The sequence below is a fragment of the Sphingobacterium sp. MYb388 genome (assembly GCF_037479535.1).
In the GTDB taxonomy this organism is placed as follows: domain Bacteria; phylum Bacteroidota; class Bacteroidia; order Sphingobacteriales; family Sphingobacteriaceae; genus Sphingobacterium; species Sphingobacterium anhuiense.
Map to the genome: position 1 here is coordinate 103797 of NZ_JBBGYV010000009.1, position 17582 is coordinate 121378.

General features: G+C 37.5%; 11 protein-coding genes. 1 reads left to right on the forward strand and 10 read right to left on the reverse strand.

All coding sequences use genetic code 11. The features are described from left to right. Positions 1 to 67 precede the first annotated feature (67 nt). Both WH188_RS22160 and WH188_RS22165 read right to left on the reverse strand, forming a co-directional pair. On the reverse strand, positions 68 to 475 hold the full coding sequence (locus WH188_RS22160) for a DoxX family protein (protein WP_208700623.1): 408 nt from the start codon (positions 473 to 475) through the stop codon (positions 68 to 70). A 5-nt stretch (positions 476 to 480) separates the two neighbouring features. Further along, a complete protein-coding gene (locus WH188_RS22165; RefSeq protein WP_339424661.1) occupies positions 481 to 1386 on the reverse strand; it encodes a S66 peptidase family protein in 906 nt (301 codons plus the stop codon). Positions 1387 to 1485: 99 nt separating this feature from the next. On the opposite strand from WH188_RS22165, the gene metG reads away from it, so the two are divergent. Then, positions 1486 to 3555, forward strand: a complete 2070-nt coding sequence (gene metG / locus WH188_RS22170) for a methionine--tRNA ligase (protein WP_339424662.1) — start codon at positions 1486 to 1488, stop codon at positions 3553 to 3555. 47 nt (positions 3556 to 3602) lie between these two features. Here the strand turns inward: metG and WH188_RS22175 are convergent, their stop codons facing one another. The 8 genes from WH188_RS22175 to kbl all read right to left on the reverse strand — a co-directional run bounded on the left by WH188_RS22175 (position 3603) and on the right by kbl (position 17492). Next, positions 3603 to 4394 (reverse strand): GLPGLI family protein, encoded by a 792-nt coding sequence (locus WH188_RS22175; protein ID WP_339424663.1) that lies wholly within the window; start codon positions 4392 to 4394, stop codon positions 3603 to 3605. 1 nt (position 4395) lies between these two features. After that, on the reverse strand, positions 4396 to 7176 hold the full coding sequence (locus WH188_RS22180; RefSeq protein WP_315400095.1) for an outer membrane beta-barrel protein: 2781 nt from the start codon (positions 7174 to 7176) through the stop codon (positions 4396 to 4398). A 145-nt stretch (positions 7177 to 7321) separates the two neighbouring features. Next, complete coding sequence (locus WH188_RS22185) at positions 7322 to 7771, reverse strand: RrF2 family transcriptional regulator (RefSeq protein WP_021190852.1); 450 nt, start codon at positions 7769 to 7771, stop codon at positions 7322 to 7324. 164 nt (positions 7772 to 7935) lie between these two features. Then, a complete protein-coding gene (gene pafA / locus WH188_RS22190; RefSeq protein WP_339424664.1) occupies positions 7936 to 9576 on the reverse strand; it encodes an alkaline phosphatase PafA in 1641 nt (546 codons plus the stop codon). 33 nt (positions 9577 to 9609) lie between these two features. Beyond that, positions 9610 to 12411: an excinuclease ABC subunit UvrA gene (gene uvrA, locus WH188_RS22195; RefSeq protein ID WP_339424665.1), complete on the reverse strand. Its 2802-nt coding sequence runs from the start codon at positions 12409 to 12411 to the stop codon at positions 9610 to 9612. 143 nt (positions 12412 to 12554) lie between these two features. Beyond that, positions 12555 to 14159: a M20/M25/M40 family metallo-hydrolase gene (locus WH188_RS22200; protein ID WP_339424666.1), complete on the reverse strand. Its 1605-nt coding sequence runs from the start codon at positions 14157 to 14159 to the stop codon at positions 12555 to 12557. A 264-nt stretch (positions 14160 to 14423) separates the two neighbouring features. Continuing rightward, a complete protein-coding gene (gene typA, locus WH188_RS22205; RefSeq protein ID WP_132771684.1) occupies positions 14424 to 16223 on the reverse strand; it encodes a translational GTPase TypA in 1800 nt (599 codons plus the stop codon). A 78-nt stretch (positions 16224 to 16301) separates the two neighbouring features. Further along, on the reverse strand, positions 16302 to 17492 hold the full coding sequence (gene kbl, locus WH188_RS22210) for a glycine C-acetyltransferase (RefSeq protein WP_183916417.1): 1191 nt from the start codon (positions 17490 to 17492) through the stop codon (positions 16302 to 16304). Positions 17493 to 17582: the final 90 nt, after the last annotated feature.

Genomic DNA, 17582 nt, shown 5'->3' on the forward strand with positions numbered 1-17582 from the left:
AACAAAAGAAGAGGCTTAACGCATGATGTGTTAAGCCTCTTCTCTTATTACAATAAGTTCAACTGTCTTATTTCTTATCAACAGAATACTTTCCCGGACCGATAAATAATAGACCAATAAAAACACAGCATAATTCAATGGCATGAGAGGCTCCTTTAATGCCATCTCCTTTTCCGAAATGAACAAGAGCCGCAACAATCATCGTGAACGCTAAAAAAAGTAAAGTAGGTCTAGTCCAAAGGCCGATCAATAAAAACAGACCTCCTACTCCTTCGGCAACTGCGGCCATAAATCCCCAAAAAATGGGTAAGAAATGAATGCCTAATACTCCCATAGAACCCCCAAGCTTAGTCCATGTCTCTACTCCGCCCATCATTTTTGGGAAACCATGGACAATCATCATCACGCCTAAACCAACACGCATGATCAATAAACCGAAATCTTTATATTTTCCTAAATTTTGAAATAGTGCCATAATATTTAATCGATATATGTTAATGAAACCTTATTTTTTGTGGTCTTTAATTTCACCTTCTTCCCAAAAATTAATGCATGATTATCATCAATATGACCGGCAGGATAAGCGAATGCTACTGGAAAATCTGCATCCCTTACTTTGTCCATCACAATTTCAGAGACAGACTGTCCAAATGAAGGATCAGCATCTTTCATTCCGGAAAAACCGCCGACAATCAGGCCTTTCAATTTTTTAAATTTCCCGGCCCGCTTCAATGCCCATAACATACGGTCGACACTGTAGAAAGTCTCTCCGACATCTTCGATAAACAAGATTTTACCATCGTAATTGACATCTGACTCCGATGCCAGTACGGATAGTAAAATAGCTAAATTTCCTCCAACAAGTATTCCAGTTGCTTCTCCTACTCTATTTGGAAATTCTTTCTGCTCATAGCTGTAATCTACCGACTGCCCGAAGAGAGCGGCCTTCAATGTATCTAAAGATGCTTTGGTACCTGCTTCAAAAGATTTTGGCATTTGCCCATGTATGGTAGGAATAGCAAATTCCTGTTGAATATGACTATGTAAAACAGTAATATCACTAAACCCAACAAGCCATTTAGGCTGTTTTTGAAAAAGCGAAAAATCAAGTTGATCAATAATCCTCACGCAGCCGTATCCACCTCTTGCCGCAAAAACAGCTTTGATAGACTCATCGTCCAAAGCCCATTGCAAATCGGCAGCTCTTTCATGATCATCGCCTGCAAATTGATGGTAAGCGGCTGTGACAGTCTTTCCCAAAAGGACCTCCAGGCCCCATGATTCCAAAATTTTAACGGCGGCATCTATATTTCCACGAATAAAACTTGCAGGACAGACAATTGCGACTTTATCGCCTGCTTTAAGAAATTCAGGTATTTTCGTCATAATCTTTATTTTAATACCGCAAATTGAATTATCTTTGTCAAAGAAACAAACATTTATAGTGTTTTTTTATTTCGCTAACTACTAATTTACTGTATAGCATTGAGTAATTTATCCAAAAAACGTTACACCATTACATCTGCATTGCCTTATGCTAATGGTCCTTTGCATATTGGTCACTTGGCCGGCGCATATATTCCTGGCGACATTTTCGTTCGCTATTTACGTCTCAACGATAAAGACGTTGTCTATGTCTGTGGTTCTGATGAACATGGAGCGGCGATTACCATCCGTGCAAAAAAAGAAGGTATCACACCGCAGCAAATTATTGATAAGTACAATTCACAAATTAAAGAGAGCTTTGAAGAGTTCGGTATTGCATTTGACATCTATCACCGCACTTCCGAACCTATCCACCATGCGTTGTCTCAAGAATTCTTTACGAATTTGTACGATAAAGGTGAATTCGTTGAGAAATTCTCGGAACAATACTATGATGAAGATTTTCATCAATTCTTAGCTGATCGTTATATTGTTGGTACCTGCCCTAACTGTAAGTCGGAAGGTGCGTATGGTGACCAGTGTGAAAAATGTGGTACTTCGTTAAGTCCAACAGACTTAATCAATCCAATATCGACATTGAGCGGAAAAACACCGGTATTAAGAAAAACAAAACACTGGTACTTACCCCTAGATAAATACCAACCTTGGTTAGAGAAATGGTTGATCGAAGGTAAAAAAGACGTTTTGAAATCAAATGTTTTTGGTCAGTGCCAATCTTGGTTAAAATCGGGTTTACAACCTCGTTCGATGACCCGCGATTTGGACTGGGGAGTAGATGTTCCGCTTCAAGAGGCTGCTGGTAAAAAACTTTATGTTTGGTTAGATGCTCCGATAGGCTACATTTCTGCTACCAAGCAATGGGCTATTGATCATGGTAAAAACTGGGAAGATTATTGGAAAAAACAAGAAAATCCTGAAGATGACTCGTGCTTAATCCATTTCATCGGAAAAGATAATATCGTATTCCATTGTATCATCTTCCCCGCAATTTTACATGCACATGGTGAATATATTTTACCGGATAACGTACCAGCAAATGAATTCTTAAATCTTGAAGGCGACAAATTATCGACCTCTCGTAATCATGCTGTTTGGTTACATGAATATTTAGAAGAGTTTCCGGGTAGACAAGATGAATTACGTTATGTATTGACTTCTATTCTTCCTGAAACATCTGATAGTGAATTTACATGGAAGGATTTCCAAGCTAGAGTTAACAATGAACTGGTTGCTATCTTTGGTAACTTTGTCAACCGTGTCATGGTACTTTCACACAAATATTTTGATGGCAAAGTAGTTAGTGGTTCTCCGTTAAATGAAGTTGATCAAAATGTTTTTGCTGAATTAGCAAAATTCCCTGATGCGATCACCGGATCTATACAGCAATATCGTTTCCGCGAGGCATTAGCACAGTTTATGAATGTTGCTCGTTTGGGAAATAAGTACTTAGCAGATGAAGAACCTTGGAAAGTGATCAAAACGGATGAGGAACGTGTAAAAACGGTTCTGAATGTGGCCACACAAATAGTCGCAAACTTAGCGGTATTAGCACAGCCTTTCCTTCCGAAAACTGCTACAAAACTTTTCGAAATGCTTGATTTCCCAAGTACAAATTGGACAAATGCAGGTAAAGCAGATTTAATTGCTGATGGTCATCAATTGAGTGAAGTACAACTATTGTTCGAAAAAATCACAGACGAGCAGGTTGAATTTCAATTAAATAAATTGGCTCAGGCAAAAATTGCAAATGCTGCAGCAAATGTGAAAACTGAACCGGCTAAAGCAAATATTGCTTTCGAAGATTTTACGAAACTTGATATTCGTGTGGGTACGATCTTAGAAGCAGAGAAAGTCGCTAAAACAAAGAAATTATTAAAAATCAAAATTGATACTGGTATCGATCAACGTACGGTTGTATCTGGGATTGCAGAATTCTTCTCTCCGGAAGAAATCATCGGTAAGCAGGTATCTATTTTAGTGAATCTGGAGCCTCGCGATATCAAAGGTATCACCTCTCAAGGGATGATCTTAATGGCTGAGGATGCTGATGGCCGTTTGGATTTTGTAAATCCAATCTCAGCAATCAAACCGGGTAGTACCATTCGATAAGGAGCTATATTTAAACAAGAAAGGGAACGATGAGTTCCCTTTCTTGTTTAAAATAATATCGCTTTCAGCTTTTTATTGAATTCCTTTTCGTCCATCCAATCATAAACTGAAGATTTTAGTTTTGCGACAATCGCAGTCTTAGGCTCCGCTACCACTTTCTTTTTCTTGGTCAGCACATTGGAAACTGGAGTATTGGTTAATTCAACCTTTGTTGCAAAAATATTAATGTTCATGCTCGGAATGGATACACCCAAAATCATCCCAGGTAAACCATGAATAAGTTCTGGACCTGTTGGACTGGGAATCTGTCCTGCAAAAAATGCCACCACATAAATTGAATCTTGAATAATACCATTCGCCCTACGACAATCGTAGCCTGCGATATTTCTGTACTCATCCGTATACTTCCACTTCACATTAGGCAATGAATCTTTCATTAATAATTCTTCATCTCCAAAAGGAAGCAGTTTTAAGAAACTATTATTTTTAACATTGATATAGGTCTTGGAATCACTTATAAACGGACTGTACCAGGAGTAATTACGATAATTCGGCGGGTAATCCTCTTGAATAGTCTCAAAGACTGTTTCATCATCAAAAAATTTTAGACTATGATGCGTAATCATCTCAGCGGGACCAGATTTCATCGCCTGCTCAACACTGATTTTATCCCAACCATTGAGATCAGGTTTGTTTAAAAAATTACGTTTTAGAAAGTTATGTAAATGGAATTTCCGTTCAAAAGTTACGGTACCACTACTGGGAAAAAAGGCGTATTGAGCGGACACATTTGTTATAAATCCGATAATTAAAAACATTGATACAATATATTTTTTCATTTTATTTTCCTCCTTTCATGGTTGTAAAATTATAAATCACCTTCAACATTCCATAGCGGCGCAATACCTCATTACTGGACTGAATAAAAGAAGACCCACTCTGATACCGGTTAATACCACTATTCTTATTAAAGATATCATTTACAAAAAGTTGTGCTTCTAAAGATTTGTCCTTTAAGAATTTTTTCGAAATAAAACCATTCATATTAACGATATTTATAGATTGTAATGTCTGGGTTGCACTTTGATAGTTTTGACGGCCTTCAATCGATATTTTAAACTCTTTTGGTAAATAATAAGTGGCTCTACCAAACGTATTCATTTTAAAAGATGTTCTGCTTAACTCAGGTTGTAAGGATGAACTTAAATTTTCAACGCCTGGACTAACTGATAGATAAAAATCTAACTTATTAGCCTTAGAACGATTAAATCCGATATTCGGAGCTAAGCTCCAACTTTCATTCTGATTTAAACTAGGCTCTCCCTTTCCAAGTGATAGATAACTATATTGACTATTGTACTGTACGTTCGCGCCAAGGTTTAAATTCAGTCCCCATTTTTTATGCACGACAAAACGATATCCAGATCCGCCATATATACTCCAGTTAGCCTTATCAATATTAACAGACTGAATATCCTGACGACCATCTTCATAATAAGTTACCTTAGTGGATATATTATTGATTCCTTGAGAACCATTCAAATAAACATAGATACTTTGATCCTTAAGTTGCTTATAAGAATTAAATTCTACAGAGTAATTATTACTAAAACCAGCCTTTAGATCGAAATTATCGAGGTATGTCACCAATTGTTGTGAGTTTTGCTTTAAAGGTTCTATTTGAGTCAGTGAGGGTTGAATAGTTCTTCCTGAATATCTTAAATAAACACTTTTACTTTTTGTAAGATTATAATTAGCCGATAAGGTCGGGCGTATAGAAGTTTGATTGCGCTGAAGCACAGTTGTTAAATTATTGTACTCACGCTTCACATCTTCAAAATCCAATTGGTTACTTAGATTGACCGTTAACTTACTGTCTTTATAATTGAGTGAAGTACTTAAACCATTTTTTGTACTTGTAAAATCAAAATCATTGAGTATCGCCAGATCGAGCACAGTATATTCACCTGTAATTGAATCCTTATCAAAAGATTGATTTAGAGTCTCCGATCGATTATTTAAAAATGAATATCCAATAGATCCTGTCAATTTTTTAGATAAAGGCTCTGTAAAAGTCAATGATGCTCCTAAGTTGGTATTCTTATTTTTATTTCTTTTAAACTGGTCTATCGTATCTGTACGGTCATCTTTAAAAAGATATGCACTAGAAAAATAATTTGTATTGCTATTATTCTGATCGGTATTGGTATTGACCGCTAAAGTCAATGATCTTCTTACCTTCTTAAAACGGCGGGTTAGCAAAAGATTCAGATTTAATTGATCCTGCTCAGTTCTTGAATTATTCTTAGAATATGTTTCCGTAATTCCCTGCCCTTCCAAAGTTTTTTGATCCGCAAATGTTTCTGAAAAGTTATCTCTTTGCGATTTATTGAAACCCATTTTCACAGTCATATCGGTTAAGGAATCTAATTTATAATCATACCTTAGGTTTGCTCCATTTGTCTTGGTCTCATTGTCCGAACTCGTTACTGAATTATCAATACGTGCTTGTTCAGGAAGGTTATTTTGGGCAGAGTAAGTACTCGTATTGGTTACATTAAGCTGATTGCGTTTAAAATTGACATTGATTTTATGCTTATCATTTGCAGTTTTATCAGAGTAACTTGCTCCAAAATTTAATGCTTTGGGTACTCCGCCTCCATAAAACCTTCCATCAAATCCTCCCTCTGAACCATCTCCACCAGAAATCATAATACCGCCACCGTCCATCACTTCCACATTACTACTCCCTACACCATACTTCTGTCCATCTTCAAATCCAAGTCCCACCATACCATCATTGGCAGCAATACCATAAACAGCTATTTTCTGGCTCCCTTTAAATTTATTGACCATCACTTTGCCCCCATAGTAGTTATCGGTACCTCCACCAACGGTAGCTTGCCCAAACATTCCTTTCTTACTATCGGCCTTTAACTTGATATCAATAGTCTGTGTGCGTTCGCCGTCATCAACACCTGTGCGATCTGCCAGGTCTGATTTCTTTTCATACACCTGTACCTTACTGACCATATCAGACCGAATATTTTTGGTGATGAGCGTCGGATCATCACCAAAGAACTCCTCTCCATCCAATAATACTTTCTTCACTTCTTTTCCATTAGCCGTAATCTTTCCGTTTGCATCCATGGTCATACCAGGCAAGACTTTTAAAAGATCTTCCACTTTAGCATCTTTTTCGACTTTAAAGCTTCCTGCATCATATTCAATGGTATCCCCTTTAATGACAACAGGGATTCTACCTGTCACTTGTGCCTCTTCCAAAAGCAATGCTGCTTTTGATAGTTTAATAGTTCCAAAAGCAATGGGCTCTTGACCAACAGTGACATCTTTGACAACATCCACATATTGAGGAAAGGAGACAATGAACCGATAAGTTCCTGTATCAATTTTAGGAAAGGAAAAGGATCCATTTTCATTTGTTCTCACGAACTTGACAAGAACGGAATCTTTCGCATTTAATAATACAACAGCCGCTTTACCAAGTTTCCCCCCATCCTTCGAATCTACAATCTCTCCCGATACTTTTGTTTGTGCATGTGTTGCATTGGTCAGCATAAATGAGCATAGTAATAATATGCTCCAATAGAATTTGGCCATTAGGTTCGGTTTATAATGATATTAAAAACTAAAGATATAGTTTTAATACGATAAAGTCGTATGCTTTTTGTTAAATTTTCGTTAAAAATAAAAAAGGCCGAATTAATCAAATAATTCGGCCCTTTCAGTAAAAAGTTTAATTTATCTAGCTATCTTCTGTAGTGTCTAGGTTTAATTGTTTTTCCTTGTTTATTAGACTCGCAACACTCGTATCGTTTAGTATTTGTAACATTGCATTACGAACCTCAACAAAAGTGTCGCGTATACCACAGGCATGCTCAGTGGTACATTCATCACATGAACGATAGAAATTGAGACTGACACATGGCAACAAGGCAATAGGTCCGTCGATCAATCGCATCACCTGAGATAAATAAACATCTTCTGGTGCTTTATTTAGACTGTAACCCCCTCCTGCACCTTTCTTGCTATACAAAATCCCTGCATTACGCATTTCCAACAATATCTGTTCTAAAAATTTCTTCGGAATGTTTTCTTCCTCTGCAATTTTTACAATCTGCATGGGATCTTTACCGTAGTTCCTACCTAAAACCATTAAGGCTTTAATGGCATATTTTGTCTTTTTAGAAAGCATATTATTTATTCAATTTTATCTACAAACTTAGATAAAATTGTTTTATTTACAATCTTATTGCATTGCTTATAAAACAATTTTACCACCCTCTTCTCTTCAATCAGTAAATTTATATAGCAGAAATCTAACAAATTTTACCTGTAATATAGCATTTAAAAGCGATATTACTGTCCTAACACTTCTACTATAGGGGTACCGATACTGCCATTTGGCTCCATAACATGCAACAACGCGGCTAAAGTTGGAGCAATGTCAGTAACGTTTACAGCTTTATTAGAAACGCCATGTTTGATACCCCATCCCATAAATACTAATGGTATATGCGAGTCAAAGCTTGACCATGTACCGTGCGTTGTACCTGTAGAACGAGGAGATCCCTCATACCATTGTGGCTCAACAACAATCTGAATAACACCACTTCGCTTCATATGATATCCGTTAATTGCTTTTTCGCGGATCGCTAGAGGAGCTTGAAGAACATCACCTTTGGACATATCAAAAACAAATGCAACACCATCCTGTTTTTTCAAATACTTGATGATATCCGTTTTGATGGCTTCTTCATCTAGTTTTAAAGTTTCAATCTTCTCATTGTCTAAATGTACTTGATAGTTCATTAGACTCTTAACCAATTTTTCTTGACCAAACTTAGTTTTCAAATTATCATTCAATGCTGTTAAGATCTGTCTGCCTGGAAAATATCCCCCATTCCCTTTCATGTCCATGAAATAACGTGAATTATAAGATGCGGCATGATCTGCTGTTAAAAAGAATGTGTAATTACCTTTACCAACTGATTTATCCAAATAGTTGAAGAGATCCGCAAGTTCATGATCCAGCTTTAAATAGATATCTTCAATTTCTACAGAAGAAAGGGAATAACGATGGCCCACATAGTCAGTAGCAGATAAACTTACACAAAGAAAGTCAGTACTTTTCGTTGGGTTATTTCCAAGTTTTTCATTTTCTATAGCCGCTTTAGCTAAATCTAAAGTCAAGGTATTTCCCATAGGCGTCGTCTTAATCAACTCGTACCCTTCAGTAGCCATCAATTTGGAAGTTGCTCTTGGTAAAGTTGGACTTGCCTCTCCAGCAAATTTTCCTTCATAAATATTATCATCAGCAATACTTGAAGTATAGGTCGATAACGGGTAAGATGGTTTCCAATCTTGTTTTAAATATTTTTCAGCAAGTTTTTTCTTATTAAAATCTGTTACCCAGTTTGGTAATTTATCCATGTAGAAATTGCTCGTAATCCAATTACCGGACTTAGATTCAAACCAGTAGGCTGCATCAGCAAAATGACCAGCAGGTAGAATCCCGCCACGATCTTTAATTGCAATACCGATAACCTTTGATTGAAAATTGGTTGCTAATTTCAATTGATCTGTAATCGTAGAAGCAAGTAAATTGCGTGGAGACTGCTTTCCTTCAGCCTCTGTTGTACCTACCCCAACAACATTGTCATCCTGAGTACAATACATTGGTTTACCAGTTTGCTCCATAATCCAATCATTGCCTGAAATACCATGTATAGCAGGTACTGATCCTGTGTAAACAGAGCTATGGCCGATAGCAGTATAGGTTGGAATGTAATTGATCAGCGTATTTTCGCATGAAAATCCCTCATTCAACAATCTTTTGAAACCACCTTCGCCATAACGTTCAGCGAATCGGTACAGGTAATCCCAGCGCATCTGGTCAACCATAAGACCCACGACTAATTTCGGACGTTCTGGCGACTGTGCAAAGGTTGTCAAACTACTCAACCCTACGCACATCATTATTAACATTTTTTTAATCATGTCTTTTATTTTGTTTAGGCTATAAATGTAAAATTAATTCGTTAAATGAGTCTGTAAATATTGCCCTGTATAAGAATCTTTACATTTGACCAAATCTTCAGGAAGTCCTGCAAAAACTAATTTCCCTCCTTTATCTCCCCCTTCAGGACCGATATCTATCACCCAATCTGCCGATTTGATCATATCCATATTATGTTCGATAACCAAAATACTATTCCCTAAATTGATCAGTGCCTCAAACGATTTCAAGAGCTTCTTAATATCATGAAAATGGAGACCTGTTGTTGGTTCATCAAATATAAAAAGGGTTTTCTTACTATTATTTCCTTTAATTAAGAATGAAGCCAGTTTGATACGCTGTGCTTCTCCACCAGATAGTGTACTCGATGATTGTCCCAATTTCACATAACCTAGTCCAACATCTTGTAAAGGTTGAAGTTTAGATAAGATTTTAGGTTGATCAGCAAAGAAAACAATAGCCTCATCAACACTCAATTCCAAAACATCTGAAACCGACTTACTTTTATACTGGACATCAAGTACATGCTGTTTAAATCGTTTGCCTTCACACGCTTCACAAGGCAGCACAATATCGGCCATAAATTGCATCTCAATCTTGACCTCTCCCTCGCCTTGGCATACGTCACATCGACCACCCTCCACATTAAATGAAAAGGCGGCGGGTTTTAGTCCTGCAGCTTTAGCAGCCGGTAAATTTGAATATAAAGCTCTAACTTCATCCCAAGCTTTTACATAGGTAACCGGATTGGATCGTGAAGAACGACCGATCGGATTCTGATCAACCATTTCAATTTGTTCAACGCGATCAATATCTCCTTCAATTCCATCGTAAACTCCTGTCTGCTCACCGGAATAATTCCCGATCGCTTTTTGCAGAGCCGGATATAAAATCCGTTTTACAAGTGATGTTTTCCCAGAACCGGAAACACCGGTGACAACAGTAAAATTATTGAGTGGAAAAGTCACATCGATACCCTGCAGGTTATTTTCATGCGCTCCTTTAACGGTAATGGAATTGTTCCATGTACGACGTTGAGCCGGAATGACGATCTGATCTTGTCCGCTTAAATAACGTCCTGTTAAACTTTTTTTATCTTTAATGATATCATCGTAGTGACCAGCAAATACCAATTCACCTCCATTTATTCCTGCTTCCGGACCTATATCGATCAGATAATCGGCAGCCTCCATCATTTCCTGTTCATGCTCGACCACAATGACTGTATTACCAATATCCCTTAGCGATTTTAAAACACCTATAAGCCTTTGTGTATCGCGAGGGTGTAAACCAATACTCGGTTCGTCCAAGACATAAATTGACCCAACCAAAGAACTTCCTAAAGAAGTCGCTAAATTGATACGTTGCGATTCACCACCAGAAAGAGAGTTGGATAAGCGATTTAAAGTTAAATAGCTCAATCCTACATCACATAAAAACTGTAACCGGCTTTCAATTTCAGATAATAACCGCTTCGCAATTAAAAGATCATTCCCTTTTAGTTCTAATCCTTTGAAAAACTCCAATGCTTTATCCAAAGGCATCAGTACGATATCTGTAATGGATCTATCACCAACTTTTACGTAGGTTGCATCCTGACGAAGACGGGAACCGTGACATTCTGGACAATCTGTCTTACCACGATAGCGGGATAACATGACCCGATATTGGATTTTGTAGGTCTGTTCTTCAAGCTCTTGAAAAAATTGATTTAAACCTGAAAAATACTTATTACCCGTCCACAGCAATTTCTTTTGTGCCGCTGTTAGATCAGAATAGGAACGATGGATAGGAAAGTCAAACTTTAACGAAACTTTGATCAGTGCCTGTAACCATTCGCCCATTTTCTCACCTCGCCAAGGTGCGATAGCACCATCATATACCGATCGGCTTTTATCAGGAATAACAAGATCTGGATCAATACCAATCACTTTCCCATATCCTTCACAACGGCGACATGCTCCATATGGATTATTAAAACTGAAGAAATTAGCTGTTGGTTCTTCAAACAAGATTCCATCAAGCTCAAAGCGATCTGAAAAATGATGTAATTCGTCTCCTACGGCTATGGAGCAATTACCTTTTCCTTCAAATAAAGCTGTTTGAATAGAATCCGAAAGACGATTTAAGGTATCGTCATCCGAATCGATACGAAGACGGTCCGTAACGATTTCTATTTCACCTTCTTTAATTACTTTATTATCGATTTTCTTGTCATCGATGATCGTTTCTATTTTCTGTAGCTCACCTTTATACTTGATACGGACAAAACCTTTCTGTAATAAAAGTGAAAGTTCCTCTTTTAACTTACGGTCGTTCGTAGGAATTAGTGGAGCATAAATGGTAATAGATGTTCCCTCCTCTAAAGCCGTTGCAAAATCTACAATACTGGAGACCGTATCTTTTGTAACAAGTTGTCCAGATACGGGAGAATAGGTTTTGCCTATACGTGCATATAATAGTTTCAGATAATCATAAATCTCAGTCGATGTACCGACAGTAGAGCGTGGGTTGCTCGTAATAACGCGTTGTTCGATCGCTATCGCCGGTGCTATACCTTTAATATAATCAACTTCAGGTTTATTCATCCTTCCCATAAACTGACGAGCATAGGAAGAGAGACTTTCGACATAACGACGTTGCCCCTCGGCATAGAGTGTATCAAATGCTAAGGAAGATTTGCCCGAGCCTGACATACCTGTAATAACTACCAGTTTGTTTTTAGGGATATCGACATCAATATTCTTTAAATTATTGACTCTTGCCCCTTTTATTTGAATATAATTTTTCGGACTATTATCCTGTGTCTTCGCCATTTATAAATTCCAATCTAATTTGTTTCAATCTGACATACAGATAAAAACAAAAATAAGGATTTAAAAATCCTTATTAATAACATGAACTAAGAAAAGCCCAATATTTTACAAATTCTTAATAAAGAATCTATTTCAAATGTTACCTAATATCCAACTCCTGTTCTCCTTGGCTGTCTAATAGGAGGCCAAATACCCGGTTTACCGTCAGTTCCCGCTGGGAGTACCCGTTGCTCCCGATTAACCAACTTAGCTTCCTCAGAGGCTTTATATGCCATTACAGCAGTAAGAATTACATTATACTTGAGATCATCAAACACTAACTTATCATAAGTATCCAAATTGGTGTGCCATGTATTTGAAAAGTAACCCCAAGACAATGAACTTAACATAAAAGCAGGTACTCCAGCAGCAACGAAAGATGAGTGGTCTGATCCCCCGCCTCCTGGTGATCCCGGAAATTCTGTTTTGATATCTTTTGTAACATGAGCAGGCACAGCAGACATCCAACGGGATATAAAGTCATAAGCATGTACAAAGCCTGAGCCATTAATTCGCTCAACACGGCCTGTACCGTTATCTAAGTTGAAAACAGCTTGTGTATTTTCTATTATCTCTGGATTGTCCAAGACAAATGAACGCGAGCCGTTTAGCCCCTGTTCTTCACTTCCCCACAAACCGATTAGTATAGTTCGCTTAGGATTTGGCAATATCTTTTTCAAAATACGTGCGACTTCCATCATAGCGATAGTTCCGGTTCCATTGTCCGTTGCTCCCGAACCTCCCTCCCAGGAATCAAGGTGAGCTGAAAGAATAACGTATTCGTTCGGAAATTGACTTCCTTTAATTTCAGCAATAGTATTAAAGGAAGGTACGTTTCCTAGATCCTTTGAAGCAGTCTCGACACTGATCTTTGTACTGATTCCCTTTTCAGTTAAGCGGTATAACATACCATAATCTTCTAAGGAGATATCGAGCGATGGCGCCTTATATGACCGTGCTCCAAATATTTTATTCGCTCCAAATTCTTTTGACCAATTGCTGGTCAATATCCCTACGGCACCTGCATCTTCCAACATGGCTGGGATAGAATTTGCAGATACTCCAGAAGCTTTGATACGGTTGTTCCATAAAACTGCAAGAGAGTCCCGAGAAACTTTCATCCGTTCAATGGATTCCTTGGTCCCATACTCTTCCCAGTTATGATCCGGACGACCGGTTGGCTGTGGCATTGAAATCATCACAAATTTACCTTTAACAGATGGAAGCCATTTATGAAATGACAAGGAATCCTTTACATCTGGTAGGCTAATAACCTCTGCTTGTATACTTTTCCCTTTTGTACTCGGACTCCATGCAAGCTGTGTTCCGGCCAATGATTTGACACGGGGTGCAATCATATCGATATGTGAAATACCGCGTTCCCATCCTCGCCATTCACCAAATTTTTGATTTTGAGCTGTAATGCCCCAACTTTCAAATTTAGCAACTGCCCATTCATTTGCACGGGTCATGCCTGGAGTTCCCACTAAGCGGGGACCAACTACATCTAACAGTTCAAACGCGAGTGATTCCAGCTGAGAGTTATTATTGGCTTCTGCTACAATTTTTTGCACAATAGGCTCTAATACCTGCGATCCCTGCTGTGATCGATTTTGTGCAAATCCATGATCTAGCGTAAAAAAGCTAAAAAACAAGGTATAACCTAAGACTCTTTTTGAGAAAATATACGTGAGATAAGTTCTTTTCATAAAATATAATATGTAAGGATTTTTAATAAGGCCACTTAAAAATCGAAATTTATATTGACATTCACGACTTTGCATTGATTTTATTACAAAAAAGACAGATTATTAACGATCCAAATGATTTGGAAAATCTAAAAAGAATTCCAAAAAGAATTCTTCAAAACAGATAAAGGAGAATTTATAATCACTGTATGAAAAAAGGATATTACAAAAAAAGCCTCCGATAAATCGGAGGCTTTTTCTATTATTTTAAATCTAATGAGATCATTAAACTTTTTTGTTCACTTTACGTTCACCTTCTGTTAAGTAGATCTTACGTAAACGGATAGACTGAGGAGTAACCTCAATATATTCGTCACCTTGGATATACTCCATTGATTCTTCTAAAGAGAATTTGATCGCTGGTGCAATACGAGTATTATCATCAGTACCAGAAGCACGCATATTCGTTAATTGTTTCGCTTTAACGATATTGATTGTTAAATCGTTATCACGGATATGCTCTCCTAAAATTTGTCCTTCATAGATATCTACTCCTGGATCAACGAAGAATTTACCACGATCTTGTAATTTATCGATAGAATAAGCTGTTGTAGTACCTTTATCTAAAGAGATCAATACACCATGTTGACGTCCAGGGATTGTACCTTTCCAAGGCTCGTAACCTTTCAAACGGTGAGCCATAACAGCTTCACCAGCAGTAGCAGTCAATACGTTGTTACGTAAACCGATGATACCACGAGAAGGGATTTCGAACTCTAAGTGTTGCATTTCACCTTTAGTCTCCATAATCAATAACTCACCTTTACGTTGTGTTACCAATTCGATTACTTTACCAGAAACTTCAGCAGGAACATCTACGACCAATACTTCGACTGGCTCACATTTCTTACCATCAATTTCTTTCAAGATAACTTGTGGCTGACCTACTTGCAATTCGTAACCTTCGCGACGCATTGTTTCGATCAATACAGATAAATGGAGAATACCACGACCATATACTAACCATGCATCAGGAGATTCAGTAGGAACTACACGTAATGCTAAGTTTTTCTCTAATTCTTTTTGTAAACGATCATGGATGTGACGAGAAGTAACTAATTTACCTTCTTTACCAAAGAAAGGTGAGTTATTAATCGTGAACAACATGTTCATTGTAGGCTCATCAATATGAATAACCTCTAATTGCTCTGGGTTTTCGAAATCAGCGATAGTATCACCGATATCAAAACCTTCGATACCAACTACAGCACAGATATCACCACAAGCAACTTCTGTAACACGACGACGACCTAAACCTTCAAACGTATGTAATTCTTTTACACGAGATTTAACGATTTTACCATCGCGTTTCATCAATGAAATAGGTTGGTTTTCTTTGATTGTTCCACGTGCAACACGACCAATAGCGATACGACCTACGAAAGTAGAGTAATCTAAAGATGTGATTTGCATTTGCAAAGTACCTTCATTAAAAGGAGATGGTGGGAAGTGAGAGATGATAGCATCTAACAATTCAGATACATCTTCTTTAGGCTCTTTCCAATCTGTTGACATCCAACCATTTTTAGAAGAACCGTATAATACTGGAAACGCCAATTGCTCTTCAGTAGCATCTAAGCTAAAGAATAAATCAAATACATTTTCATATACTTCTTCAGGACGACAGTTTTCTTTGTCTACTTTATTAACAACTACCAAAGGTTTCAAGCCTAAAGCTAAAGCTTTTTGTGTAACGAAACGAGTTTGAGGCATAGGACCTTCAAAAGCATCTACTAATAACACAACACCATCAGCCATTTTTAAGACACGCTCAACCTCACCACCGAAATCGGCGTGACCAGGAGTGTCAATAACGTTGATTTTCACACCTTTGTATTGAACAGAAACGTTTTTAGCAACGATTGTAATACCGCGTTCACGCTCTAGATCGTTGTTATCTAGAATTAAATCACCTGTACCATCATTATCTCTAAAAAGATTTGTGAAGTGTAAGATTTTGTCTACCAACGTAGTTTTACCGTGATCGACGTGAGCGATAATCGCTATATTTCTAATATTTTGCATCCAGCAAGTAAATTTGTTTTAAATTCAGGGTGCAAAGATAAGTATTTTGCACCATAAATTCATATAACTATGTGTATTTTATTTGATTACAGCTAAATCTTTTCCAACTTTTATGAATGCTGCTATTGCTTTATCCAAATGACTGATCTCATGACCTGCTGAAATTTGAACACGAATACGTGCTTTTCCTTGTGGAACTACAGGGTAATAGAAACCAATTACATAGATTCCTTCAGCCAACATTCTTGTTGCAAATTCTTGCGCTAATTTCGCATCATACAGCATAACAGGCACAATAGGGTGAAATCCCGGTTTAATATCAAAACCTGCTGCTGTCATTTTTTCACGGAAATAAGCTGTATTTGCTTCTAATTTATCGCGTAAGTCTGTCGTTTCACTTAGCATGTCTAAGACTGCTACAGAAGCTCCTGCGATAGCTGGTGCTAAAGTATTGGAGAACAAGTATGGACGAGAGCGCTGACGTAACATATCAATAATTTCTTTACGACCAGAAGTAAAACCGCCAGATGCACCACCTAATGCTTTCCCTAATGTTCCAGTAATAATATCAACGCGATCAATTACATTATATAATTCATGTGTTCCACGGCCAGTTTTACCAATAAAACCTGTACAGTGTGACTCATCGATCATCACTAATGCTTCATATTTATCTGCTAAATCACAGATCTGATCTAATGGAGCTACCGAACCATCCATCGAGAATGCTCCGTCTGTAACGATAATACGGTGACGCGCGCCAGAAGCCGCTTGTAACTGAGCCTCTAAATCTGCCATATCCGCATTTTTATAACGGAAACGTTGTGCTTTACACAAACGGACACCATCGATAATAGATGCATGATTCAATTCATCTGAAATGATCGCATCTTCTGCACCTAATAAAGGTTCGAATACTCCGCCATTGGCATCAAATGCAGCCGCATATAAAATAGTATCTTCTGTTCCTAAAAATTTAGAAATTTTTGCTTCCAACTCTTTGTGAATATCCTGTGTTCCACAAATAAAACGTACTGATGACATTCCATATCCATGTGAATCAATTGCTTTTTTTGCTGCTTCAGTTACTTTAGGATGTGATGATAATCCTAAATAGTTATTTGCACAAAAATTGATGACTTCTTCACCAGTGCTTACTTTAATATCAGCACCTTGAGGCGTAGTAATTACGCGTTCTTCTTTATACAAACCAGCTTCTTTGATAGCTGCTAATTCTTTCTGCAATGCAGGTTGAAGAGTTTTATACATAATAATTCAAAATTTTCTACAATAATAAGATTTTATAAGAGCATTTACTCCACTTATAAATGAAGTTTATGTTATTAATGCCTCAAAAGT